A 23356-nucleotide genomic window follows, 5' to 3' on the forward strand; every position below is an offset into this window, starting at 1 on the left:
CTCCCTCTCTGCGGGGGGCGGTTCAGGCGCGAGCGAGTCGCGCGACGATCGGAGAGGTTGGCGCATCGCCCGGCGGCAGCCCCCACCTTTCTTGGCCACGCCGCCCGATCCCGCATCGACGCCGCGCCGCACCCCTGACATACAGGGCCCGAACCGGCCCGCCCGGGCCGCGAACAAGCTCTGACAAGAAGCTCCCTGGGAGGTTCCCCGATGTCGTTCCGCTCACGGGTTGCCGGCGCCGCCGGCCTCGCCCTGTCGCTGGTTCTCGGCACGTCCGCCCTCGCGCAGGACGCCAAGGCGCCGATCAAGGTCGGTGTGCTCAGCGACATGAGCGGGCCCTTCGCCGATCAGGCGGGCACCGGCTCGGTGGCGGCGGCCCAGCTCGCCGTCGAGGATTTCGCCAAGGAGGCCGGCGAGCTGAAGGTCGAGGTCGTCTCGGCCGACCACCAGAACAAGCCCGATATCGGGCTCGCCACCGCCCGGCGCTGGCTCGATCAGGACGGCGTCTCGACCATCGTCGACCTGCCGAACTCGGCGGTCGCGCTGGCGGTCTCCAACCTCATGCGCGAGCGCCACCGGGTGGCGCTGGCCTCCAGCGCGCTCACCTCCGACCTCACCGGCAAAGCCTGCGCGCCGACCACGGTGCAGTGGGTCTCGGATACCTGGGCGCAAGGCTCGGCCACCGCGCGGGCGGTTGCCGGCCGCGGCCTCAAGTCCTGGTACTTCGTCACCGTCGACTATGCGCTCGGCCACGCGCTGGAGCGCGACGCCACCGTGGCGCTCAAGGCGGCCGGCGGCACCGTGAAGGGATCGAGCAAGCACCCGCTCAATGCCGGCGACTTCGCCTCGCCGCTGCTTGCCGCGCAGGGCTCGGGCGCGCAGGTGCTGGCGCTCGCCGATACGGGCGCCGACATGATCAACGCCGTCAAGCAGGCGGCGGAGTTCGGGGTGATGCCCGAGATGCGGCTCGCCGCCCTGTTCGTGCAGCTTTCCGACGTCCATGCCCTCGGCCTCAAGGCCGCGCAGGGGCTTCAACTCGCCACCGCCTTCTACTGGGACCGCACCGACGGCACCCGCGCCTTCGCCAAGCGCTTCGCCGAGCGGATGAACGGCCGGATGCCGACCGAGAACCATGCCGGCGTCTATTCCTCGACCCTGGCCTACCTGCGGGCGGTGCGCGACACCGGCACGATCGAGGGCGAGAAGGTCGTGGCTGCGATGCGCGAGAAGCCGATCGCCGATCCGCTGTTCGGCACCGTCACGGTGCGCCAGGACGGCCGCGCGGTCCACGACGTGTTCCTGTACGAGGTGAAGAACCCGGCCGACAGCAAGGGCCCCTACGATTACTACAAGCTCCTCGACACCGTGCCGGGCGACCAGGCGTTCCGGCCGATGGCCGAGGGCGGCTGCGCGCTGGTGAAGTAGTCCGCAGCGCTCGACATCGGCGGGGCCCGACCCAGATCAGGGGCTCGCTCACCGGTAATACCAATGGTCGAAAGAAAACGACCTTTGGTTCCGTTCTCCAATTTTCGCTCAGCCTTTGGCTTAGGATCGAAACTTTGAGATGGTTCATCGGCCCGATGCGTCAGCATCGTGGGCCGATGGTATGAGGCCCTGCCGAGAGTCCCCGACCATGACCGATGCCGTTCTGACCCTCAACGACGGGAAGCGCATCCCCCAGCTCGGCTTCGGGGTTTGGCGCCTCTCCGACGACGAAGCCCCGGCGATCGTCGGGGCCGCCCTCGCGGCGGGCTACCGCTCGATCGACACCGCGGCGATGTACGGCAACGAGGCCGGAATCGGCCGGGCCATCGCGGCCTCCGGGCTGCCGCGCGACGAGATCTTCGTCGCCACCAAGGTCTGGAACGACCGTCACGGCTACGACGAGACCCTGCGGGCCTGCGAGGAATCCTTGAGCCGCCTCGGCCTCGACCATGTCGATCTCTATCTCGTCCACTGGCCGGTGCCGCAGCGCAACGCCTATGTCGACACCTGGCGCGCCCTGATGCGCCTGCGCGAGGATGGCCGCGCCCGCTCGATCGGCGTCTGCAACTTCACCATCGAGCACCTCAAGCGTGTGATCGACGCCACCGGATCGACGCCGTCGGTCAACCAGGTCGAGCTGCATCCGCGCTTCCAGCAGAATGCGCTGCGCGCCTTCCACCAGGAGGCCGGCATCGTCACCGAGGCGTGGGCGCCGCTCGGTCGCGGCGGCGTGCTCGACGATCCGGTGATCCAGGCCATCGCCTGGAAGCACGGCCGCAGCCCGGCCCAGATCATCCTGCGCTGGCACCGGCAGAACGGCATCGTGGCGATCCCGAAATCCGCCACCCCCGCCCGCATCCGCGAGAACCGGGAGATCGAGGATTTCTCCCTCGATGCCGACGATCTCGCCCGCATCAAAGCCCTCGACGATCCGGCGGGGCGGATGGGGCCGGATCCGGAGACCTTCGGGGCGTGAGCGCGGCTTGATTGGCGGCGGTGGACCGGCCTACGCTCGCCGCTCCCCCGATCGTCCAGAGAGGCTTGTCCGTTGAGCGGCCGCACGCCCCCCGAGACCCGCGCCGCCTACCGGCGCTTCGTGCCGATCACCACCCGATGGGCCGACAACGACGTCTACGGCCATATCAACAACGTGGTCTATTACGCCTTCTTCGACACGGCGGTGAACAGCGTGCTGATCGCCGACGGGGCCCTCGAGATTGCGAAAAGCCCGGTGATCGGCCTCGTGGTCGAGACCGGGTGCCGCTACTTCCGCTCGATGGCGTTCCCCGACCGGGTCACGGCCGGGATCCGGGTGGCGCATCGCGGCACGTCGAGCGTCCGCTACGAGGTCGGGCTTTTTCGCAACGACGAGGACGAGGCGGCGGCGCAAGGCCACTTCGTCCATGTCTATGTCGACCGGGCGACCCAGCGCCCGGTGCCGCTGCCGGAGGCGCTGCGGCGGGTGCTGGAGCCGCTGGCCGGATGACCGCCGAGGCCGATCTCGGCCGGCTCCTCGCCGGGATGCGGCCGGAGCTGCGCCCCGGCACCGACGTCTTCGTGACCCTGGATGAGGCGCAGTGCCGGCGGGCCTCGCCCCGGCGGTGATGAAGTTTCTCGAGGCCGAAGGCACGACCCTGATCCTCGCCGAGGCGGAGGCCGCGCGGGCCGGGCTGCCCGCCACCTTCCCGTGCCGCTGGATCACCCTCGCGGTCCATTCCGCGCTCGGCGCAATCGGCTTCCTCGCCGCCGTGACGGCCCGCCTGGCGGCAGAGGGCATTGCCGTCAACGCCGTCTCGGCCTTTCATCACGATCACCTGTTCGTGCCGGTGGCGCGGGCCGAGGAGGCGATGTCGGTGCTGCGGGCTTTGTCCGGGTCCGCATCATGACGCTTCGTGGAAGTCCGGACCGCAGCAACTTCAAAAGCCGGTGTGCGCGGGTGCTCCGGTGTTCTGCCCCGATCCTTCGATCTCCACGAAGGCACCGTTCGCCCCTTACGGCTTGTTGCTCTCTGCGCCGACGCCCAAGCTGACGGCCTCACCACCGGAGGAGGTTGTCATGCCGCCGCGCATCCCGCTCAGTCCTGGGGGCCCGGGTCCGCTCGGGCTCATCGCCCTCGCCCTGGCGATCCTGGTGGCCGGCCTCGTCCTCGAAGGGCACCCGGTCGATGCCTCGGTCGCGCCCCTCGCCCCGCCGGCCGAGGCGTCCGCCCCGGCGCTGCCGAGCCCGGAGACGATGCTCCAGGACCTGGCCGGCCGCGACTGACGGAAGGAATCCCGTGACCGATCTTCTGTCCAGCACGTCCGGCCCGCTCGGCTGGGCGATGATCCTCGCCACCTTTCTCGTCGCCGGCTTCGTCAAGGGCACGATCGGGCTCGGCCTGCCCACGGTGGCGGTGGGGCTGCTCGCCATCGTGATGAGCCCGGCCCAGGCCGCTTCCCTGCTGATCGTGCCGTCTTTCGTCACCAATGTCTGGCAGCTCCTCGCCGGGCCGCGCTTCGGCGGCCTGCTGCGCCGGCTGTGGCCGATGATGGCGGCGGTGGCCGTCGGCACCGTGGCGAGCGCCGGGCTGATTGCCGGCGCCCAGGGGCCGGGCCCGGCGAGCGCCCTCGGCCTTGCCCTGGTGGCCTATGCGGTGGTCGGGCTGGCCGGCCTGTCGGTGCGGGTGCCGGGCGGTGCCGAGCCCTGGCTGTCGCCGCTGGTCGGGCTCGTCACCGGCGTCGTCACCGGGGCGACCGGGGTCTTCGTGATCCCGGCCGTGCCCTATCTCCAGGCGCTCGGCCTCGACCGGGACCAGCTGATCCAGGCCCTCGGCCTGTCCTTCACGGTCTCGACCGTCGCCCTCGCCGCCGGCCTGGCGCGGGAAGGCGCGCTGCCGCTCGCCGCCGGCGCCGCCTCCCTCGTCACCCTAGGGCCGGCCCTTCTCGGCATGGCCGTGGGGCAGTGGCTGCGCGGCCGGGTCTCGGCGCCGACCTTCCGGCGCGCCTTCCTGATCGGCCTCCTGCTGCTCGGCGCCCATCTGGCCTTGCGGCCGTGGCTGTGAGCGCGGGCTACTCGTCCTCGTCGTCGAGAGGAGGCAGGATCGGCATCCGGCGGCCCATCGTGCCCTCGACGGTGGCGCGGCGCATCACCAGGAAGCCGCCATCCCCGGCCCGGCGGATCCGGTTGGCGCGGGCATCGACCCAGAGGTCGACGCCGCGGTCGTCCGCGAAATCCGGCGGGAGCGGGCGGGCGAGCCGCACCGGACCCGTCGCGAAGCCGCGCCGGACGGGGACGACCCCGCGGGCAAGGGGCTGACGCCGGGACGCCTCGGCGCCCGTCCGACGGTTCGGGCGCGCTGCGACGCGCTCCCGCCGTTCGGCCTTTCGCCGCGCGAGCGCCGGGCGCTCCGCCTTCCGCGGCCGGGACACGGTCGTCGCGGCCGGGGAGGCCGCCCGCGCCGACGCGGCGGCAGAGGCATCGGCGGCGGGGGCAGGCTTCGCCGCCTGCGCCTCGGCGGGCTTGGCGGGCGGGTCGCTCCAGGGGCGGGAGGCGGCCGGCTCCTGCGCCCGCCCTGGCGGCGCGCACAGGATGCCGAGCAACAGGGCAAGGCCGGCCGAGCGGCGCAGTCCGTCACGCATCGATCGCACCTCCGCATCGGCAGCCGCCGCCTGCCACGCTCCAGGGTCCCGCGGCTCGGCGCGGGCCGCAGATCATGTCCCATGGCGGTCGTCGCAACCTGACCGTGTCCGGGACAGTAGTGGCCCGGTCCGGTGGCGTCCATGTGCGACCGGGATGAATCCACGTCACTGTTTCACAGAGAGGCGCCCCGCTCCGTCACGCACCAAGCCATGAGGTCTCACAAGCGTGATGGAACTTCATTAACCATCCTGCGTTCCGCCGCCGGCATCGTCCGTCCCGTCCGCCGGGCCCGCCGCTTGCCACCGCGCCGGCATGACCTCTTCGGGACACTCCGCCATGATCCAGTTCGACACGAAGGCGTCCGTGATGGGACAGACCGTCACCGCCGCCGCGTCATACGAGGCCAGGCTGCGCCAGGCCGCCATGGTGTTCACCCTGGCGGTCGGCGTGCCGCTGGTGCTGGCCTGGTTTGGCCTCATCGGCTGGGGCGTGCTCTGGCTCGCCCGGAGCGCCCTGGATCTGTCGGTCAGCGCCCTGGCGCTCTGACGGGCGGGGCGCCGCGGCCCGCGGGTTGCAGGAGCTCCGGGGCGGTGCCAGGAACAGGCATCCGCCGCGCTTGCCTGGAGGCCCCCGCCATGCTGTCCATCGACCTCAATTCGGACCTCGGCGAGGGCTTCGGCGATTACCGCTGCGGCGACGACGCGGCGATGCTGGAGGTCGTGACGTCGGCCAACGTCGCCTGCGGCCTGCATGCGGGCGATCCCGAGATCATGGCCCGCGCCTTCGCCATCGCCCGCGAGCGCGGCGTCGCCGTCGGCGCCCATCCGGGCTATCCGGACCTCTGGGGCTTCGGGCGCCGGGTCCTGCCCTTCACTCCCGGCGAGATCGAGCGGCTCGTCGCCTATCAGGTCGGCGCCGCGGCGGCCCTCGCGGCCTATGCCGGCCACCGCCTCACCTACGTCAAGGCGCATGGCGCGCTCGCCAACCTGGCGGCGGTGGAGCGCGAGGTGGCGGATGCCATCGCCAAGGCCGTCAAGGCCGTCGATCCCTCCCTGGCCTTGCTCGTCCTCGCACTCTCCGCCCAGCTCGCGGCCGGCGAGGCACAGGGGCTCGAGGTGCACCAGGAGATCTTCGCCGACCGGGGCTACACCGAGGCCGGGCTCCTGATCCCCCGCGGCCAGCCCGGCGCCCTCATCACCGACGAGGCAGACGCCGCCGAGCGGGTGCTCGCCATGGTGCAGGAGGGGGCGATCATCGCGGCGAGCGGCCGGCGCCTGCCGACGCCGATCCGCTCGGTCTGCGTCCACGGCGATTCCGCCCACGCCGTCGCCACCGCCCGCGCGGTGCGCGCCCGGCTCGAAGCCGCCGGCGTGCGTCTCGCTCCGTTCCGGGCCTGATCCGATGCAGAGCCCCCGCCTCCTCGATGCCGGCGAGGCCGCCCTGGTGGCGGAGTTCGGCACCACCGTCGACCCGGCGATCCACGACCGGGTGCTGGCCCTCGACGACGCCTTGCGCGCCGCACCGCCCGAGGGCCTGCGCGAGACGGTGCCGACCTACCGCTCGCTGATGATCCACTACGATCCCCTGGTCCTGGACCGGGACGACCTCGCCGACCGGGTGCTGGCTCTGGCCGCACAGCCCGGGAAGGCCCGGCCCGGTGCCGCCCTCTGGACGCTGCCCTGCTGCTACGACCCCGTTTGCGCCGAGGATATCGGCGCGGTCGCCCAGGCGACGGGACTTTCGGTCGAGCGCGTCGCCGCGCTTCATGCCGGGGCGGAGTACCGGGTCTACATGTACGGCTTCGCCCCGGGCTTCGCCTATCTCGGCGGGCTCCCGGCGGAGCTGGCGGTATCGCGCCGCGCCACGCCGCGTCCGCCCCATCCGGCGAATGCCCTGATCATCGGCGGCGGCCTGGCGGGGGTCGGCACCTTTCCGATGCCGACCGGCTGGTACGTCGTCGGGCGCACCCCGGAGCGGCTCTACGCGCCACACCGGCCCGAGCCGTTCCCGGTCGCCGTCGGCGACACGCTCCGCTTCGACGCCATCGACGCCGCGACCTTCTCCGCCCTTGAGCGCCGCGCCGCCGCCGGCGAACTCGTCGCCCGGCGCCGGGAGGCCGCATGAATCCTCGTCTCAGCATCCTCTCCGCCGGCCCGGGCGTGACGCTCCAGGATGGCGGCCGCCACGGCTATCTGCGCTACGGCATCACTGCCGCGGGGCCGATGGACCCGCTCGCCCACGCCACCGCGCACCGGGCCCTCGGCAACGCCCTCGGGGCTACGGCCGTCGAAGTCTCGCTCGGCGGCGTCGAGGTGACGGCGGAGGGCGGGCCGCTCGGCCTCGCGCTCGCAGGCGGCGAGTTCCGGGTCAGCCTCGACGGCGCGCCCCTGCCGCCCTCCTGCGCGCTCACGCTCCATCCCGGCAGCCACCTCGTGGTGCGGCCGGGCCGGGCCGGGGCCTGGGCGTATCTCGCCGTGGCGGGCCGGTTCGATCTCGAACCCACCCTCGGCTCGACCGCGACCCATACTCGTTCCGGCTTCGGCGGCCTCGACGGGCGGGCCCTGCGGGCGGGCGACCGGCTGACGGTGGCGGAGGCCCGCCCCGGCCCGGCCGATCCCCAGGCCCTGGTCGCGCCCTGGCTCGTCCGCCCGCCGGAGGAGATCCGGGTGGTGCTCGGCCCCCAGGACGATTTCTTCGCCGAGGACCAGATCGCCGCCTTCCTGGCCGGGCCCTGGACGGTGACCACCAAGGGCGACCGGATGGCCTGCTTCCTCGATGGCACGCCGCTCACCCACGCCAAGGGCTACAACATCGTTTCGGACGGCATCGCCATGGGGGCGATCCAGGTGCCGGGGGAGGGCTGGCCGATCGTCCTGATGGCCGACCGGCAATCCACCGGCGGCTATCCGAAGATCGCCACGGTGATCGGCCCGGATCTCGGGCGGCTCGCGCAGGCGCAGGGCGGCACCCGGATCCGCTTCCGGGCCGTCGACCGTGCCGAGGCCGTGGCGGCCCGGCGCGCCGAGGCCCAGGCGCTCGCCGGCCCGGTGGCGATGGAGCCCCTGATCCGCACCGATTTCAGCGCCGAGTTCCTGCTCGGCCGCAACCTGATCGGCGGTGTGGTGGATGGGGTCCAGGTGCCCTAAGCAGATTTCGCCGAAGTGGTCGCCAGTTCGGGAGAAAAAACGTCTGCGATCAAACAAGAACCTAGAGCACGGCCCGATCACGTTGCAATCGGGCAGTGCTATAGGTCTTTGATTTTGCCGCATTTTCTGCGACCGACCGGTGTCCACTTGGTCGGAAAATGCTCTAAGCGGGCAAAGCGGTAAACGGGCAAATTCGCGGGTGTTGGGGTTTGCTCAAGCTGTCCAGGTGTGAGTGAGGATTGGCATGACGGTGCCGGATCGCGGGCGGGCCGTAGCGCAGTACGTAAGCCTGGAATTTCGATGACGTAAGCGGCGGATGGTCCATGCACCATCCTCAAACGAATGATACCGACGGTCGAAAGAAAACGACCTTTGGTTCCGTTCTCCAATTTTCGCTCAGCCTTTGGCTTAGGATCGAAAATTTGAGATGGCTCATCGGCCCGATGCGTCAGCATCTTGGGCCGATGGTATGAGTGGAAAGGCTGCCGCTGGGCCGGCGACGCTTGAGGGTCCGTTGTGGAGCAACGAGCGGCCACTCGCGTACCCGCGATCGAAGGTCGGCATCTGGCGCAGTCCGGACCTGATGACGGCGCGCCAGCCGTCGTCCCGAACATCTGCTGGAAGAACGTGCCGTGCAGGGCGGCGCATCCGGCGAGGACCCGCGATGGGCTCGATCGCACTTCTGGTCGGCCCCTGCCCGTCGATCCGTGCCGGATCAGGCGGCCTTCAGGCCGAAATCGTAGGTGAGGTGGCGGAAAGGCCGCTCCATCGCCCGCCCGTCCGGCGCCCGTCCGGCCGGATGCTCGGCGAACTCGGCGATCAGCGAGGTCTTCACCCCGAATACCGCGTCCGAATCGAGCCACGGGCTGTCCGCCGCGAAGACGTGGGTGATCAGCGTCTCGTGGCCGGGCGCCGCGATCATGAAGTGCACGTGCGCCGGCCGGTTCGGATGGCGGCTGGTGGCGTTCAGCATCTCGCCGACCGGCCCGTCGGCGGGGATCGGGTACCAGGCCGGCATCACGGTCCAGAAGTGGAAGCGCCCCTCCGCGTCGGTGCGGAACTGCGCCCGTCCGGCGAGCCCGCCGAGCGCGTCGAGCTGCTGCACGTCGTAAGAGCCATCGTCGTCGGCGTGCCAGACGTCGACGGTGGCGCCCGCGAGCGCCCGTCCGTCGGCGGACGCGACCGAGCCGGTGACGAGGAGCGGCGTGCCCTCGAGCGGGCCGGCGATGTCGGCGCCGTTCGGCCGCTCGGGCGCCTCCGCGACGTAGAAGGGGCCGAGCACCGTGGTCTCGGTTGCGCCCTCCGGCATGCGATGGTTGATGGCGTCGACCAGCATCGAGACGCCGAGCGTGTCGGAGAGCAGGATGAATTCCTGGCGGTGCTGGTCGCATAGCTGCCCGGTGCGGGTCAGGAAGGCGATGCCGGCCTGCCACTCCTCGAAGCTCAGGTCGACGTCGCGCACGAAGTCGTGCAGGTGGCGCACGAGGCTCGTCAGGATCGCCTTCAGGCGCGGGTCCGGCGTCTCGGCGAAGCGGTCGACCACGGCCTGCGTGATGGTGTGCTCGTTGAAGTCGCGCATCGGCGCCTCTCCCGTCCTGGGCGTTCCCACGCGGGCGCTGTCCCGCGCCCGCCCATGATCTTACACCGCCGCGTCCGGACGGCGCCCGTGGAACGCGTTGTCGAGCAGCCGGCGGATCGCGCCCGGCTCCAGCGGTCGCGGATTCCAGTAGGAATTCGCCACCGCCGCCTCGGCCGCCCGGTCGAGCCCCGCCTCCGGCATGCCGATCGTCTTCAGGGCGGTGGGTACGCCGAGCGAGGCGGCGAGATCGTGGAGGCCTTGCGGCCCGTCCGCCGCCCCGAGCGCGCGGGCGACCCGGGCCATCGCCTCCGGCGCGGCTGGGGCGTTGTAGGCGGCGGCGTGGGGCAGCACGACCGCGTGAGTTGCGGCGTGCGGGAGATCGAAGGAGCCGCCGAGCACGTGGCAGAGCTTGTGGTGCAAAGCCATGCCGACTGTGCCGAGGCAGGCCCCGGCGAGCCACGCGCCGTAGAGCGCGTCCGCCCGCGCCGTCCGGTCCTGCGGTGCGGCCGCGATCGCCGGCAGGGCACGGGCGAGCGCCCGGATCGCCTCCTCGGCCATCAGCGAGACGATCGGGTTGCGGTCCTGAGCGTAGAGCGCCTCGACCGCGTGCGCGACGGCGTTGAGGCCCGACGTCGCCGTGAGGCTCAAGGGCAGGCCGAGCGTCAGGTCGATGTCGTAGACCACCACCTCCGGCAGGATCTTCTGCGATTTCTGCGTCGTCTTGACCTTCTGGCCCGGCTCGGCCCCGTCGCGGGTCTCGCCGAGGATCGGCGTCATCTCCGAGCCCGCATAGGTCGTCGGCACCACGATCTGGTCGAGGTCGGTGCGCAGCGCGATCGCCTTGCCGAGCCCGGTCGTCGAGCCGCCCCCGACCGCGATCACGCAATCGGCGTCGAGCGCCCGCACCCGCGCCACCGCGGCCTCGGTCACGGCGACGGGCGTGTGCATCACCGCCTCCGCGATCACCCCGACGGCGCGCTCCCCGAGCAGGCCGGCGAGCGCCTCGGCCTGTCCGCGCTGGCCGGGCGTCGAGAGCACGACCGCGCGGGAGCGCCCGAGGGTCTCCATCTCGCGCGGCACCTCCGCGAGGGTGCCGTGCCCGAGCACCACGCGGGTCGGCAGGCCGGGAAAGCGGAACCCCTCCATCGTTCAGGCCCCCACCACGTAGTCGACCTGATGCCGGCTGATCCGCAGGCCCTCCAGCTCGGCCCGCACACGGCCGTGCTCCGGGTGGTCGCGATAGGCGTCGAGAGCCGCGGGACTGTCGAACTCGGTGTAGAGGACGACGTCGCAGGCGTCGTCGATCCGGCTCTCGTCGAGCCCGACTTCAAGGTGGAGAAGCCCGGGGATCCGGCCGCGCAGGCCCTCGAAGGCGGCGCGCACCCGCTCGGCATTGGCCGCCTTTGCGGTCGGCGACGTGCCGGCCATCCGCCACATCACGATGTGCTTGATCATCCGACCCGTTCCCGTTGCGTGGCAGCTCCGTTCCCCGATTGTTAAGTTTTTCGCTGCCGGGTCATAAGATGGTCCGCGCGTGAATCAGTTTTGCAGGATCTGAGAAAATGGATCGTCTCGGCCAGCTCGACCTCTTCGTGGCGGTCGCCGAGATCGGCAGCATCAGCGGGGCGGCGGAGGCCCGCGGCATGTCCATCGCCGCGGCGAGCCGCACGCTCGCGGCCCTGGAGGAGCGGCTCGGCGTGCTGCTGGTGCGGCGCAGCACCCGCACCCTCTCGCTCACCGACGAGGGCGGCAAGCTCCTGGTGCGCGCCCGCAGCATCCTGGCGGACGTGGCCGACAGCGAGGCCGAACTCACCGGCGCGGCGCTCGCTCCGAGCGGCCTGCTCCGGGTCAGCGCCTCGCTCTCCTTCGCGCTGCTGCACATCGCGCCGCGGCTGCCGGCCTACCACGCCCTCTACCCGAACGTGCGCGTCCACGTCGAAGTCTCGAACCGCTACGTCGACTTGATCGATGCCGGGATCGACGTCGCCATCCGCACCCGCGAGTTCGAGCCCGACCGCGCCATCACCATCCGGCGCCTCGCCGAGACCCGCCGCATCCTCACGGCCGCCCCGGCCTATCTGGCGAAGGCCGGCATGCCGCTCCACCCCCTGGATCTCGCGCAGCACGCCCTGCTGCTCTACGTCTACGCCAACAACCCCAACGAGCTCGGCTTCACCCGTGGGGCCGAGACGGTGCGGGTGCCGGCCCACGGCCTGCTCGAATCGAACGACGGCCAGATCCTGCGCGCGGCGGCCCTGAACGGACACGGCGTCCTGGTGCAACCGACCTACATCGTGCACGACGACGTCATGGCGGGGCGCCTCGTGCCAGTCCTCGACGACTGGGACCTGCCGCGGCTTCGCATCAACTTCGCCTACCCGACCCGCAAGCACCTCTCGGCCAAGGTCCGGTCCTTCATCGCCTTCGTGGCCGCCGATTTCGAGGCGAACGCCTTTACCCACCGCTGGACCGGGGCGACGCAGCGGCCCGCCGCCGGGGCTCCGTCATGCATGGGGCGGTGAGAGTGCCGCTGCCTGCGCGAGGTGATTGTCGGGCCGGGCGTTGCGGATGCCTCGACATGATGCGGGCGGCCGCGGCGGCACGCCGTTGCTCGCGCCTCCGAAATTCAGATATATGAACAGGATGAGCCGCGACGCCGATCACACCCCTGCGACCGTCAAATCCGCCGACCGCGTCCTGACCCTGTTCGAGCTGCTCGGCACCGGCAGCCGCGAGATGTCGCATACGGACATCGCGGCCGCGCTCGACATCCCGAAGAGCAGCCTGACGCAGCTCTTGAAGAACCTCGTCGGGCGCGGCTGGCTCGCCTACTCGCCGAGCACGAAGGGCTACTCTCTCGGGGACGCCTTCACCAGGCTGGCGCGCCGCGCCGGTCGGGCGCGGGATCTCGTCGAGTGCGCCGGGCCGGTGCTCGCGGAACTGACGGCCCGCACCTCGGAGTCGAGCGCGATGAACGTGCTCAAGGACGACAGGGCCGAGGTGGTGGCGACGGTGCTCGGCCCGCAGCGGCTGGTGTCGCACATGCGGCTCGGCGACGTGGCGCCGCTCTACGCCACCTCCGGCGGAAAGGTCATCCTCGCCTACCTGTCGCCGGAGCGTCAGGAGCAATACCTGAGTCGGGTGGCGTTCGTCCGGGCGACCCCCACCACCATCCACTCCGCGCAGGTGCTCCGCGACCAGCTGCACGAGATCAGGCGACAGGGCGTCGCCTTCTCGTTCGACGAGTGGACGCCCGGGATCACCGGCGCCGCGCGCCCGATCCTGTCCCGGTCCGGCGAGGTGATCGCCTCGATCAACGTCGCGGTCCCGTCCGTCCGCTTCGACGACAAGCTGCGCAAGAAGATCGCCGCCGCGCTGCTCTGGGCCGTCGAAGCGGTGCAGGGCGAGGTGCGGCAGGACGCGGCCTGACGGCCCGGTGACGGGTCTCGTCGAGAGCTTGCGCGTCTTTCAGCGGCCGAGACGGGCCAGCAGGCTCCGGCTGGCCGCGAAGGCCGCCTTCGCGCGCGCGGCGGGCGGCAGGCCGGCCGCGGCAGCCGATGGCGCCTCGACGGCGATGACGGCGTCCCGCGGTACGGCGTGGAGGAGGGCCATGAGCGGCAGCCCACCTTCGCCCGGAAGGAGCCGGCCGCCGCGCGCCTCGTCCCGCAGCGCCGCACGTGCCGGGATCGCCGCCGGGGCGTCGCAGAGATGGACGAGGCTGAACAGACCGGGATCGTAGCGGGCGAGATCGGACGGGCTGCTCCCCGATCGGCTCAGATGCAGTGCGTCGACGAGGATGCCCGCGTCGGCCGGCCTCACCCGGGTCAGCAGCGCATGGGCGTCGCCGAGTGTCCGGACCTGCGTGTAGGGCAGGAATTCCAGCATGACGCGCAGGCCGCAACGGGCGGCCGCCTCGCAGAGTTGCCCGAGATGGTCGACCAGGCGCGACTCGTCGGAATCGTTGCCCGAGACGATGACGGAGCGCGCTCCGAGCGCTGCGGCGACCTCCAGAACCGGCAGGAGATCCGCGACCCGGGTCTCGGGGGTGATCCAGATCGCCTCGACGTCCCGGAGTGCGACGGCGCGCGCCCGCAGCCGCTCCCGGATCGCGCGCTGCAGGGCGGCGTCGCCGACGACCGGAACGATGGGCGCCGCTCCGGGCGGCGCGACGAGCCGCAGGCCGACCCCGTCGAACCCGGCATCAGCCGCGGCGTCGATCAGGGCGAGCGGATCGGCATCGATCACGGAGAAATGCGCGAGCGATAGCAGGGACATCGGATCCTTCCTCGGCGAATCTCGGGCGACCGCCCCGAGGCGGGCATCGTGCGTGAGGGGGCCTGGATCCGCGCGCGACTCCAAGACGTCCTCCGCGGCGAAGTCATCACAGCGCCAGCGGCTCGCCCCGCAGCCAAGCCTCGCCATGGCGGTAGAGCGCCGCGACCTCCGGCCCGGTCAGCCCCGGCATGCTCCGCTTGACCGTGTAGCCGATGCGCGTCTGCAGGTAGGCGAGGTGGCGGTAGCCTTCGGGAAAGCTCGCGAGCAGCGCGTGATCGAGAATCGGCACGGCGCCTGGCGTCACCGGATCCATGCGGTCCTTCTCGTAGATCGGTTGACGCAAGACGATCCCCCATCGCCCCTGCCGCTTGCACAGGAAATCGTAGAAGCGGCCGGTACAAACGACGTCGACCATCACACCTTCGACCCGGGCGCGTTGCGAGATCGTCATCTTCGTCTGTGAGATCGCGCGGACACCGGCGAGATCGATCGAGATCCCGCCGAGAAAATGCAGAATATTGATGCCCTTGGCGAAGCCCGCCTGGCTCATGGCAATGAACTCGTCGGCGGTGCCCTGCGTCCAGGTCGCCATCATGCGGCCCTCCGGGTCCCACACCGTGCGGAACCGCTCCCAGTCGCCCGCATCCCGCCAGACGACCCAGTCCTGCAACAGGTCGCGGATCTGGCGGCGATCCGCTGCCTCGCTCCCGGGCCCGTGTTCGACGTCGCTCATCCGCTCGCCTCATAGTTCATATATAAAAACAATTTCTGTGTATGATCAGTGTCGCCGCTCCTGTCAATGAGGTGGAGCCTGGCAAATGTCCATTCCGTGGGTGCGACGGCATCACCCACGGCTCAAGGGCGGCAGGGCAGGAGCGACGAGGCGAGCGCGCCGATCGTGGACTTGCATCACGTCCGTTCCGGTTGGGTCCGCTGCCGCTCGATGGCAGGTGTCCAGGATGGCAGGTGTCCAGAATGGCAGGTGTCCAAGCCAGCCTTGACGGCGCGTTCTTCATATGAAACAGTTCATAAATAGAAACAAGCATCGTGGTCGGGACGCCGCGCCTCAGCGAGGCGGCAGACGGCTTCGAGACACGCCGACAGGGCGTGCGCCGCGCCACCCGACCCTTGCCTCGATCCACGCCCGGCCGCGGTAGCGCCGTCATCGAGAAGGAAACGTCACGTGAGGACGCCCCGCACGCTTCACATCGGCATCGTCGGTCTCGGCGCGATCGGTCGAACCCATGTCAGGGTTCTGCGCATCGCGGATCCGACCGTCGTCCTGTCGGCCGTCGATCCGGGCGCAGGGGCCGCGGCGGCGGCAAGGAGCCTCGGCATCACGCATTACAGCGATCTCGACGACATGCTCGATGGCGCGCGGCCGGATGCCGTGGTGGTGGCTGCCCCGACCGACGACCATCTGGCGATCGCGTCGGCCTGCATCGCACGGGGTATTCCCGTTCTGGTCGAGAAGCCCATCGCCGCGAACGTCGCCGATGCCGCGCTCCTGACGCGCCGCGCCGCCGAGGCGGGCGTGCCGCTCCTGGTCGGTCATCACCGCCGCTACAATCCCGTCGTGCAGGACGCGGCCCGTCACGTCGCCCGCGGCGAGATCGGGCGCGTCACGGCCGTGACGGTGATGTACGCGTCGCGCAAGCCCGACACGTATTTCGACATCCCGTGGCACCGCGAGCCGCAGGGCGGCGGTCCGATCCTGATCAACCTGATCCACGAGATCGACCAGCTGCGCTTCATCCTGGGCGAGATCGTCAGCGTCCAGGCCATCGCCTCGTCGGGCGTCCGGCACCTGCCGGTCGAGGACACCGCGGTCGTGCTGCTGCGCTTCGCCTCGGGCGCGCTCGGAACGATCTCGCTCTCCGACTGCGTCGCTTCACCCTGGTCCTACGACCTCGTGTCGGGCGAGTTCGACCTGATCGCGGATCGTCCCGGACTGATCGGCCGCGGGACCGACGACACGCACTTCATCATGGGAACCGAGGGATCGCTGACCCTCCCGCGGCTGCGGCGCTTCCGCTTCGGCGGCGAGCCCGGATGGCATCAGCCTCTGGAGGTGCGCGAGGCGGGACGGGTCGGCGCCAACGTCTACGCCCTCCAGGCCGCTCATTTCCTCGACGTCGTGACGGGCGCGGCCTCGCCCCGCGTCACGGGTGAGGACGCGACCCGGTCTCTCGCCGTGACGCTGGCGATCAAGGAGGCGGCCGCGACGGGCCGCGAGGTACCGGTGCCGGACGGCATCGTCCCTTCGCCCTGACATCCGTCACGCCGGTGGCGAAGGCTCGCGCCGGCTTTGCGATCGGCGTGCTCACGCTCGCGGTGGTTCGTATCCGCCGGTTCTCACAATAAATCGGGAGGAGAGTCTGTCATGGCGGCATCAGCTCGCATCGACATCCAGGATTTCGTCGACCAGCGCCGTGTCGGGCGATTCCAGTGGCGGGTCTTCGCCCTGTGCCTCGGCGTGCTCGTCCTCGACGGGCTCGACGTCGCGGCCGTCGGCTTCATCGCGCCCGCGCTCACTCATGCGTGGGGCATCTCGCGCGAGGCCCTGGGACCGGCTCTCGTCGCCGGGCTGCTCGGCATGGCCCTGGGCGCGATCGCCGGCGGCCCCGCGGCCGATCGCGTCGGGCGGCGGCGCGTCATCATCGCCGCCATGCTGGTCTTCGGCACGATGAGCCTGCTCTCGGCCCTGAGCACCGGTGTCTGGGAACTCGCCCTGTTCCGGTTCCTGACGGGGCTGGGCCTCGGTGCGGCGCAACCGAATGCCGCGACGCTCGTGGCGGAATACGCCCCGCAGCGGCGGCGCTCCCTGTTCGTGTCGCTCCTCTACAGCGGCCTCACGCTCGGCGCCGCCGGCGGTGGGTTCCTCAGTGCCGCGCTCGTCGGCCATTACGGCTGGCAGTCCGTCTTCGTGGTCGGCGGGATCCTCCCGATCCTGCTCGGGATCGTCTGCATCGGGCTTCTGCCGGAGTCGATCCGGTTCCTGGTGCTGCGCCCCGAGCACCGCACGGCCCTGGTGGCCGTCGTCAACCGCATCGCGCCCGGGACCGCGGACGAGCGGACGGTCTTCGTCGTCTCCGAGCCGGCCGACAGGCGGCGCAACGCCGTCGCCCTCATCGTGGCGCCGCCCAACCGGCTGCCGACGCTGGCGCTGTGGGCCGGCTTGTTCATGAACCTGCTGACGGTCTACTGGCTCAACAGCTGGCTGCCGATCATGGTCCGGGATGCCGGCTTCAGCCTGTCGGAGGCGGCCGTGATCGGCGCCATGATGCAGGTCGGCGGGACCCTCGGGAATCTCACGATCGGGTGGGGGATGGACCGTTTCGGGGGCCACGCGACGCTCGTCGGGATGCTGTGCGGCGCCGGACTCTTCGCCCTGCTGCTCGGCGCGGCGCCGGCCGACGGCCATGTCCTGACGGCCCTGCTGTTCGGCCTGGGATTCTGCATCAACTCGGCGAATACGGGCTGGACCGCGCTCGCGGCGGCGTTCTACCCGACCGAGATGCGGGCTACCGGGATGAGCGTGATGACCGGCATCGGCCGCTTCGGCGCGATCTTCGGTGCCACGGTCGGGAGCCTCATCCTCGCCGGCGGCTGGAGCTTCGGCCAGATCTTCCTGGTGCTGACCATGCCGATCGCCCTCGCGGCGGTCGCGGCGGCCACCAAGGCGCGCACGACCGGTCACGCGCCGGCCGCCACGGAGCCGGTCGCCGTCGGCTCGACCCGCTGATCCCGGAAGGGGAGGGGGACCTTCCGGGGGCACCAGCCTCCCCCGGGGACGGTGCCGGGCGGGCGGCGTCAATCCTGCCCGGAGGGACGGCTGCTGCGCGCACCCTTCCGCCCCTGCGGGCCGGGACCGGCCGCACCGTCCCGTGGAGGACGCGCGCCGATCCCGTCCATCACCCGCGCGACGATGCCCTCGAGCGCGGCGCGGTCGGCGCCGTCGCGAGCCTGCACCGCGAGACCCTGCAGCACCGTGGCGAGGTAGTTCGCCATCTCGCCGGCCTCCGGCGGGTCGATCCAGCGGGCGAGGCTTCGGGCGATGGCATCCCGCATCGCGCGCCGCCGAGCCAGAAGATCGCGCGCCAGGTCGTCGTGCTCGGCCGCGCACTGGATCAGGCCGGACGAGACCATGCAGCCGCGCTCGCCGTCCGGATCGCTGACCGCCCGCACGGCCGCCCGCAGGAGCCCGCCGACGGCCTCCTCCAGGGTCCTCGCCGCGGCAAGACCGTCAAGGGCGCCCGGGCGCAGCGCGTAGCGGTCGAGCGCCTCGCGGAAGAGCCCGGCCTTGCTGCCGAAGGCGGCGTAGAGGCTCGGCGGCGCAATCCCGATCGCGGTGGTCAGATCCGCGACCGAGACGCCCTCGTAACCGTGTCGCCAGAACAGGCGCATCGCCGTCTCGACGGCGCCGTCCCGGTTAAAGCTGCGCGGGCCCCTTCGCCCGTCGCGGACCTTTTTATCCATAGCGATCACTAAAGACCTCTTGACCGGACCGCACAAGCCGATATCGTTTAGCGATCACTACAAACAAGAGGCGACGATGGTCCCTTCCTCCCACGGCGGGCGCTTCGGCATCCGCACCGTCGACGGGCTTGAGCTCGTGGCGGAGCGTCACGGCAACCAGTCCGGTCCGGAGATCGTCCTGGTTCACGGGCTCGGCCAGAGCTCTCTCAGCTGGTCGCGGCAGACCGAAGGGCTTTTGGCGGAGACCTGTCACCTCGTGGCCTACGATCTGCGCGGGCACGGGAACTCGTCGAAGCCGGACAGCCTCGCCGCCTACGAGGATGCCGCGCTCTGGGCCGATGATCTCCACGCCGTGATCGAGGCCGCCGGCTTTCGCCGCCCGATCGTGGTCGGCTGGTCCCTCGGCGCGCTCGTCGCCGGCCACTACCTGCTGCGCTACGGCCACGACCGCGTCGCGGCGGTCAACGTCGTCGGGGCGGTCACGAAGCTGGCGCCCGAGCTTCTCGGCGTTGCGGCCCTCGCGCACCGCGATCCGCTCGCCTCGCCCGACCTGGCGACGCGCTGCGACGCCGTCGCCAGCTTCCTGTCGGCCTGCTTTGCCGTTCCCCCGCCCGAAGCCGAGTTCCGCCGCATGCTGGCCTTCAACGCCATGGTGCCGCGCGAGATGCATCAGGCGGTCGGACGCATCGGCCACGAGGGATTGGACGAAGCCTGGGCCGCAGTGCCGCGCCTGCTGGCGACCTGGGGCGACGAGGACCGGCACGTGCGTCGCGAGATGTCGGCCCGCCTGCTCGCCCTCAATCCAGCCGCGCGCCTCTCCGTCTACGAGGGCGCCGCGCACGCTCCCTTCTACGAGCGGTCGGAACGCTTCAACCGCGAACTCGCCGCCTTCGCGGCCGGCTGAGCGCGGGCGGCCGAACGGCGCCTCTCCGACCGGGGGCGATGCTGCCGCTCACGCCGTCCCACGGACCCGGCCCCCGGTCGCGCTCCCGAGCAGGATCTCTCCCCGATGCGTCCGTCTCCCGACACCTCACCCGCCTTCTTCCCCGAGTTCCGCCACCTCGACGTCGAGGCCGGCACGGTTCGCTTCGCCGGTGCGATCGGCGGTCACGGGCCGCCGGTGCTGCTGCTCCACGGCTATCCGCAGACCCATGTCGCTTGGCGCAAGGTCGCTCCCGCCCTGGCGTCCCGCCACACAGTCGTCGTCCCGGATCTGCCGGGCTACGGCGCCAGCCGGCCGCTCGGGTCCGCCCTGCGCTGGACCAAGCGGCGGGTCGGGGATGCGCTCGTCGCGCTGATGCGGAGTCTCGGCCACGACCGCTTCGACCTCGTCGGTCACGACCGGGGCGCGCGGGTCGGCTACCGCCTCGCCCTCGACCACCCGCGCTGCGTCACCGCCTTCGCGTCCCTGACGGTCGTGCCGACGCTCGATGCCCTGGCGGGGGTCGACCATCGCTTTGCCGCGCGCAACTTCCACTGGTTCCTGTTCGCCCAGGAGGCGGACCTGCCCGAGCGCCTGCTCGCGGCTGATCCCGACGCCTTCCTCGATCGGGCCCTCGACCGGATGACGGGTGGTCGCGACATCATCGAGGCGCCCGCCCGCGAGGCCTATCGGAGCGCTTTTCGCGATCCTGTCGTGCGTCACATGATCTGCGAGGATTACCGGGCGGCCCTCGACGAGGATCTCGCGCTCGACGCGGCGGACCGGTCCGCAGGACACCGGCTGTCCTGCCCGGTGCGGGTGCTCTGGCCCGAAGCCGAGGCGATCTCCGGGCGTCCGTCCCCGGTCGAGATCTGGCGCCGCTGGGCCGACGACGTCGATGGTCGCGGCATACCGGGCGGCCATCTGCAACCGGAGGACGCGCCGGACGAGGTGCTGGCACAGCTCGGCCCCTTCCTCGGCCGACGAGAGAGGCCGACAGCCTGATCCCGGCCATCGAGGAGTCGATGGCGCCCGCGGCAGCGCCGCGGGCTGAGCGGTCGACCCCGAGATCCGGGCCTGCGCCCGGCAGCAGGTCGCGCGACCATCCCTTCTCGAGGGTCCGCGAGGGCGGTCGACCTGTCGCCCGCCTCCGCGGCCGACCGACCGCGCGTTCACGAGATCACGGACCGGTCATGATGTCAGCGGAGCGACGAGGGGTGCTGCGCGAGCGGTGTCACGTCGATGCTCATGAACGGAAAGAGCGGCAGGGACGTCAAGATCCGATGCAGCTCGTCGTGATCTGCGACATCGAAGATCGAGACGTTCGCGTAATGCCCGGCGATGCGCCACAGGTGCAGCCACTTGCCGTCACGTTGAAGCTCCTGCGCGATGCGCTTCTCCTCCACCTTCAGCTGCTCGAAGTCGACGCTGCGATGATCGACGGGCGGATGAACGTCCATCCTGACGTGATAAAGCATGGGCTGGATCCCTCTCGTGGGTCGTGAAGGCTGGCTGCCGCGGGACGGCTCAGCGCCTGGCGAATTTGTCGATCTGTCCCTCGTCGAGGAGGACACCGAGACCAGGTCCGCTCGGGATGTGGACGTGGAAATCGGCGAAGTGCAGCGGCTCCCGGACGAGATCCTCCCTCAGGATCTGCGGCCCGAAATGCTCGCAGCCCCAGGCCAGATCCCGGAAGGTCGAGAAGACCTGGAGGTGCGCCGCCGCGCCGACCGAGCTTTCGAGCAAGCATCCGCCGTAGAGGCCGATCCCCGCGGCCTCGGCGACCGCCGCCACCTTGCGAGTGCCGAGGAGCCCGGCATGCTTGACGATCTTGAGCGAGACCGCGTCGGCGGCGCCAGCGCTCGCCACCCTCAGCATGTCGTGGGCGTCGAACACCGATTCGTCCGCCAGCAACGGCGGAACGTCCGGGCGCTGCCGCAGGCGAGCCATGGCCGGCACGTTCCAGGCGGGCACCGGCTGCTCGACGAGCCGGACGCCCAGCTCCCTGAGCACCGGCAGGCACCGCGCCGAGGCCGCCTCGTCCCAGGCCTGGTTCGCGTCGACGATGAACTCGGCGCGTCCCGCCAGCGCATCGACGAGCCGCCGCATCCGGTCCAGGTCGACCTCCGGCGCTGCGGCGCCGATCTTCACCTTGAAGGTCCGGTGCAGGCGCCGGTGCAGCTTCTCCCGGGCCTCCTCGATCTCCTGGCCGACATCGCCCGAGGCGAGGGTCCACAGGACCGGGATCCTGTCGCGCACGGCGCCGCCCAGCAGGGTCGAGGCCGGAACGCCGAGGGCCTTGCCAACGGCGTCGAACAGGGCCGTCTCGACCGCCCCCTTGGCGGCGTTGTTGCGCTTGGCGGCGAGATCCATCCGCCGCCCGGCCTCCTCGAAGAGGTCGGCCCTCATCCCCTGGATCGCGGGACCGAGATAGGCGTCGATATTCGCCTTGATTGCCTCGACGCTCTCCTCGGACCAGCGCGGCCCCCCGAGGGTTGCCGCCTCGCCGATGCCCTCCGCGCCGCCGGCGAGGCGCAAGCGCACCAGCACGTAGTTCTGGGCCGTGACCGAGGTTTGCGACAACTTGTGTTGTCGCAAAGTCGGAACGTCGACGATGATCGTCTCGATCGCCTGCACGACCAGGTCGCGCTGCGCCGCAGCGTCCATGTCTCTCGCGATAGGCAGCATGACGCAAAGTCCGATGATTGTGAGCGAGGGTCGCGGCGGCCGGGAGCGCCGCCGCGAGTTCGAGAGTTCAGGCCGCGGTCGCGTGCTCGCGCAGGACCACCGCGTCGGGCAGGTGGTCCGCCTCCCGGTTGAGCGTGAAGTCGAAGGTGAGCGTCGAGAACGGGGCGTTCAGCCCGTGCCGCGCGATCGCCTCCGGGTCGGCCTCGCGCCGGGCCTCGACGATGAGCTCGTCGCGGGTCGCGAAAGCGAAGTCTTCGTGGAGATACTTGTCCCCGGCGATGTTGATCTGCGTCGTGAGCTTGCGATAGCCGGGTGCCTCGACGAAGAAGTGGATGTGCGCCGGGCGCTGCCCGTGCCGCCCGATCCGGTCGAGAAGCGCCTGGGTGGTCCCCTCCGGCGGACAGCCGTAGCCCGCCGGCATGATCGAGCGGAACCGGTAGCGCCCGTCCCGGTCCGTCTCGATCCGGCGGCGGAGGTTCCAGGCCGATTGCGACGAGTCGAAGAACGAGTACCCACCCTTGGTGTTGGCGTGCCAGACATCGACGATGGCGCCCGGGATCGGGTTGCCGTCCGGATCGCGGACCTGCCCGTCCATGACGATCGTCTCGGCGTCGCTCTCCGGGTCCTGGTCCAGCCGGACCTCCCCGCGCTCCAAGGGGGCGCCGGCCAGCCACAGCGGGCCCTCGATCGTGCGCGGCGTTCCCCCCTGCAATCCGGCCTTGCGCTCCTCCTCGTCCATCAGGATGTCGAGGAAGTGCTCCAGCCCCAGGCCCGCGACCAGGAGACCCGCCTCGTTCGATTGCCCGAGCCGCGTGACGTAGTCGACCGCGCGCCAGAACTCGGTCGGCGTGACACCGAACTCCTCGATCGTGCGGAACGCATCGGCCAGGACGCGGCGGATGATCTGCTTCAGGCGCCTGTCGCCGGTGTCGGTGTCGAGCCCGGCCGCCTTGTCCAGGAGCGCCTGGACGTCGATGCGGTGCATGAGGGAGTCGGTCATCGTTTCCTCCTTGGTCGATCTCGTTCGTCGTCGGTTCGGCCGAGACTGATACCAACGGTCGTTGAAAACGACCTTTGGTGCCGGTCTCGAATTTTGACCAAGTCTTTGGCTTGGCATCGAAAATTCGAGATTGGGTCAGCGGCCGGATGCGTCAGCATCTTCGG

Annotated in this window: 27 protein-coding genes; 17 read left to right on the forward strand and 10 right to left on the reverse strand. The window is 70.9% G+C overall.

All coding sequences use genetic code 11. The features are described from left to right. The first annotated feature begins 210 nt into the window (after positions 1–210). The 7 genes from VP06_RS11625 (at position 211) to VP06_RS11650 (ending at position 4525) form a co-directional block, all read left to right on the forward strand. Positions 211–1425 carry an ABC transporter substrate-binding protein gene (locus VP06_RS11625; protein WP_048463930.1) on the forward strand — a complete coding sequence of 405 codons (1215 nt, stop codon included), beginning with the start codon at positions 211–213 and terminating at the stop codon, positions 1423–1425. A gap of 208 nt (positions 1426–1633) precedes the next feature. Then, positions 1634–2461, forward strand: a complete 828-nt coding sequence (locus VP06_RS11630) for an aldo/keto reductase (RefSeq protein WP_048463931.1) — start codon at positions 1634–1636, stop codon at positions 2459–2461. 72 nt (positions 2462–2533) lie between these two features. Further along, positions 2534–2971 carry an acyl-CoA thioesterase gene (locus VP06_RS11635; RefSeq protein ID WP_048463932.1) on the forward strand — a complete coding sequence of 146 codons (438 nt, stop codon included), beginning with the start codon at positions 2534–2536 and terminating at the stop codon, positions 2969–2971. Continuing rightward, positions 2968–3090: an ACT domain-containing protein gene (locus VP06_RS38725; RefSeq protein WP_342586812.1), complete on the forward strand. Its 123-nt coding sequence runs from the start codon at positions 2968–2970 to the stop codon at positions 3088–3090. The genes VP06_RS11635 and VP06_RS38725 overlap by 4 nt, the downstream gene beginning before the upstream one ends. Further along, positions 3063–3371 carry an ACT domain-containing protein gene (locus tag VP06_RS11640; protein ID WP_342586813.1) on the forward strand — a complete coding sequence of 103 codons (309 nt, stop codon included), beginning with the start codon at positions 3063–3065 and terminating at the stop codon, positions 3369–3371. The genes VP06_RS38725 and VP06_RS11640 overlap by 28 nt, the downstream gene beginning before the upstream one ends. Before the next feature lie 169 nt (positions 3372–3540). Beyond that, the gene (locus tag VP06_RS11645) at positions 3541–3747 is read left to right on the forward strand and encodes a hypothetical protein (RefSeq protein WP_048463933.1); all 207 of its coding nucleotides are present in this window, start codon (positions 3541–3543) and stop codon (positions 3745–3747) included. Positions 3748–3772: 25 nt separating this feature from the next. After that, positions 3773–4525, forward strand: coding sequence for a sulfite exporter TauE/SafE family protein (locus VP06_RS11650; RefSeq protein ID WP_048463954.1), 753 nt, complete (start codon positions 3773–3775; stop codon positions 4523–4525). Positions 4526–4532: 7 nt separating this feature from the next. Here VP06_RS11650 and VP06_RS11655 read toward each other — a convergent pair whose 3' ends face one another. After that, on the reverse strand, positions 4533–5102 hold the full coding sequence (locus tag VP06_RS11655; protein ID WP_048463934.1) for a hypothetical protein: 570 nt from the start codon (positions 5100–5102) through the stop codon (positions 4533–4535). A gap of 337 nt (positions 5103–5439) precedes the next feature. Between VP06_RS11655 and VP06_RS11660 the strand changes: the two genes are divergently transcribed. The 4 genes from VP06_RS11660 to VP06_RS11675 all read left to right on the forward strand — a co-directional run bounded on the left by VP06_RS11660 (position 5440) and on the right by VP06_RS11675 (position 8249). Then, entirely contained in the window at positions 5440–5649 is a 210-nt protein-coding gene (locus VP06_RS11660) for a hypothetical protein (protein WP_063928379.1), read from the forward strand. A gap of 89 nt (positions 5650–5738) precedes the next feature. Then, complete coding sequence (locus tag VP06_RS11665) at positions 5739–6500, forward strand: 5-oxoprolinase subunit PxpA (RefSeq protein ID WP_048463935.1); 762 nt, start codon at positions 5739–5741, stop codon at positions 6498–6500. 4 nt (positions 6501–6504) lie between these two features. Continuing rightward, complete coding sequence (locus VP06_RS11670) at positions 6505–7227, forward strand: 5-oxoprolinase subunit B family protein (protein WP_048463936.1); 723 nt, start codon at positions 6505–6507, stop codon at positions 7225–7227. After that, the gene (locus VP06_RS11675) at positions 7224–8249 is read left to right on the forward strand and encodes a 5-oxoprolinase subunit C family protein (RefSeq protein ID WP_048463937.1); all 1026 of its coding nucleotides are present in this window, start codon (positions 7224–7226) and stop codon (positions 8247–8249) included. Before VP06_RS11670 ends, VP06_RS11675 begins: the two co-directional genes overlap by 4 nt. A 715-nt stretch (positions 8250–8964) precedes the next feature. On the opposite strand, the gene VP06_RS11680 is transcribed toward VP06_RS11675, so the two are convergent. From VP06_RS11680 to VP06_RS11690, 3 genes are read right to left on the reverse strand one after another with little or no spacing between them, the layout of a single operon-like run. After that, entirely contained in the window at positions 8965–9828 is an 864-nt protein-coding gene (locus tag VP06_RS11680) for an intradiol ring-cleavage dioxygenase (protein ID WP_048463938.1), read from the reverse strand. A 60-nt stretch (positions 9829–9888) separates the two neighbouring features. Next, positions 9889–10974, reverse strand: coding sequence for a maleylacetate reductase (locus VP06_RS11685; RefSeq protein ID WP_048463939.1), 1086 nt, complete (start codon positions 10972–10974; stop codon positions 9889–9891). Between the two features lie 3 nt (positions 10975–10977). Further along, a complete protein-coding gene (locus VP06_RS11690) occupies positions 10978–11283 on the reverse strand; it encodes a Dabb family protein (protein ID WP_048463940.1) in 306 nt (101 codons plus the stop codon). Between the two features lie 107 nt (positions 11284–11390). Here VP06_RS11690 and VP06_RS11695 point away from each other — a divergent pair, with 107 nt between their 5' ends. After that, complete coding sequence (locus VP06_RS11695; protein ID WP_048463941.1) at positions 11391–12350, forward strand: LysR family transcriptional regulator; 960 nt, start codon at positions 11391–11393, stop codon at positions 12348–12350. Between the two features lie 121 nt (positions 12351–12471). Continuing rightward, positions 12472–13257: an IclR family transcriptional regulator gene (locus VP06_RS11700; RefSeq protein WP_048463956.1), complete on the forward strand. Its 786-nt coding sequence runs from the start codon at positions 12472–12474 to the stop codon at positions 13255–13257. Between the two features lie 39 nt (positions 13258–13296). On the opposite strand, the gene VP06_RS11705 is transcribed toward VP06_RS11700, so the two are convergent. Further along, complete coding sequence (locus tag VP06_RS11705; protein WP_048463942.1) at positions 13297–14103, reverse strand: sugar phosphate isomerase/epimerase family protein; 807 nt, start codon at positions 14101–14103, stop codon at positions 13297–13299. A gap of 106 nt (positions 14104–14209) precedes the next feature. Next, positions 14210–14836 carry a nuclear transport factor 2 family protein gene (locus VP06_RS11710; protein ID WP_048463943.1) on the reverse strand — a complete coding sequence of 209 codons (627 nt, stop codon included), beginning with the start codon at positions 14834–14836 and terminating at the stop codon, positions 14210–14212. 450 nt (positions 14837–15286) lie between these two features. Here VP06_RS11710 and VP06_RS11715 point away from each other — a divergent pair, with 450 nt between their 5' ends. After that, a complete protein-coding gene (locus VP06_RS11715; RefSeq protein ID WP_053081725.1) occupies positions 15287–16375 on the forward strand; it encodes a Gfo/Idh/MocA family protein in 1089 nt (362 codons plus the stop codon). A gap of 111 nt (positions 16376–16486) precedes the next feature. Beyond that, entirely contained in the window at positions 16487–17848 is a 1362-nt protein-coding gene (locus tag VP06_RS11720; RefSeq protein WP_048463944.1) for an MFS transporter, read from the forward strand. Between the two features lie 68 nt (positions 17849–17916). Here the strand turns inward: VP06_RS11720 and VP06_RS11725 are convergent, their stop codons facing one another. Then, positions 17917–18588, reverse strand: a complete 672-nt coding sequence (locus VP06_RS11725; RefSeq protein ID WP_425350905.1) for a TetR/AcrR family transcriptional regulator — start codon at positions 18586–18588, stop codon at positions 17917–17919. Between the two features lie 70 nt (positions 18589–18658). Here VP06_RS11725 and VP06_RS11730 point away from each other — a divergent pair, with 70 nt between their 5' ends. Both VP06_RS11730 and VP06_RS11735 read left to right on the forward strand, forming a co-directional pair. After that, positions 18659–19486, forward strand: a complete 828-nt coding sequence (locus tag VP06_RS11730; RefSeq protein WP_053081728.1) for an alpha/beta fold hydrolase — start codon at positions 18659–18661, stop codon at positions 19484–19486. Positions 19487–19591: 105 nt separating this feature from the next. Then, on the forward strand, positions 19592–20509 hold the full coding sequence (locus VP06_RS11735) for an alpha/beta fold hydrolase (RefSeq protein WP_048463946.1): 918 nt from the start codon (positions 19592–19594) through the stop codon (positions 20507–20509). A 194-nt stretch (positions 20510–20703) separates the two neighbouring features. Here VP06_RS11735 and catC read toward each other — a convergent pair whose 3' ends face one another. The 3 genes from catC to catA all read right to left on the reverse strand — a co-directional run bounded on the left by catC (position 20704) and on the right by catA (position 23192). Beyond that, positions 20704–20982 carry a muconolactone Delta-isomerase gene (catC, locus tag VP06_RS11740; RefSeq protein ID WP_048463947.1) on the reverse strand — a complete coding sequence of 93 codons (279 nt, stop codon included), beginning with the start codon at positions 20980–20982 and terminating at the stop codon, positions 20704–20706. Between the two features lie 49 nt (positions 20983–21031). Further along, complete coding sequence (locus tag VP06_RS11745) at positions 21032–22171, reverse strand: muconate/chloromuconate family cycloisomerase (protein WP_245291150.1); 1140 nt, start codon at positions 22169–22171, stop codon at positions 21032–21034. A gap of 88 nt (positions 22172–22259) precedes the next feature. Continuing rightward, positions 22260–23192, reverse strand: coding sequence for a catechol 1,2-dioxygenase (gene catA, locus VP06_RS11750; protein WP_048463949.1), 933 nt, complete (start codon positions 23190–23192; stop codon positions 22260–22262). Positions 23193–23356: the final 164 nt, after the last annotated feature.

The organism is Methylobacterium aquaticum (assembly GCF_001043915.1).
Classification (GTDB): domain Bacteria; phylum Pseudomonadota; class Alphaproteobacteria; order Rhizobiales; family Beijerinckiaceae; genus Methylobacterium; species Methylobacterium aquaticum.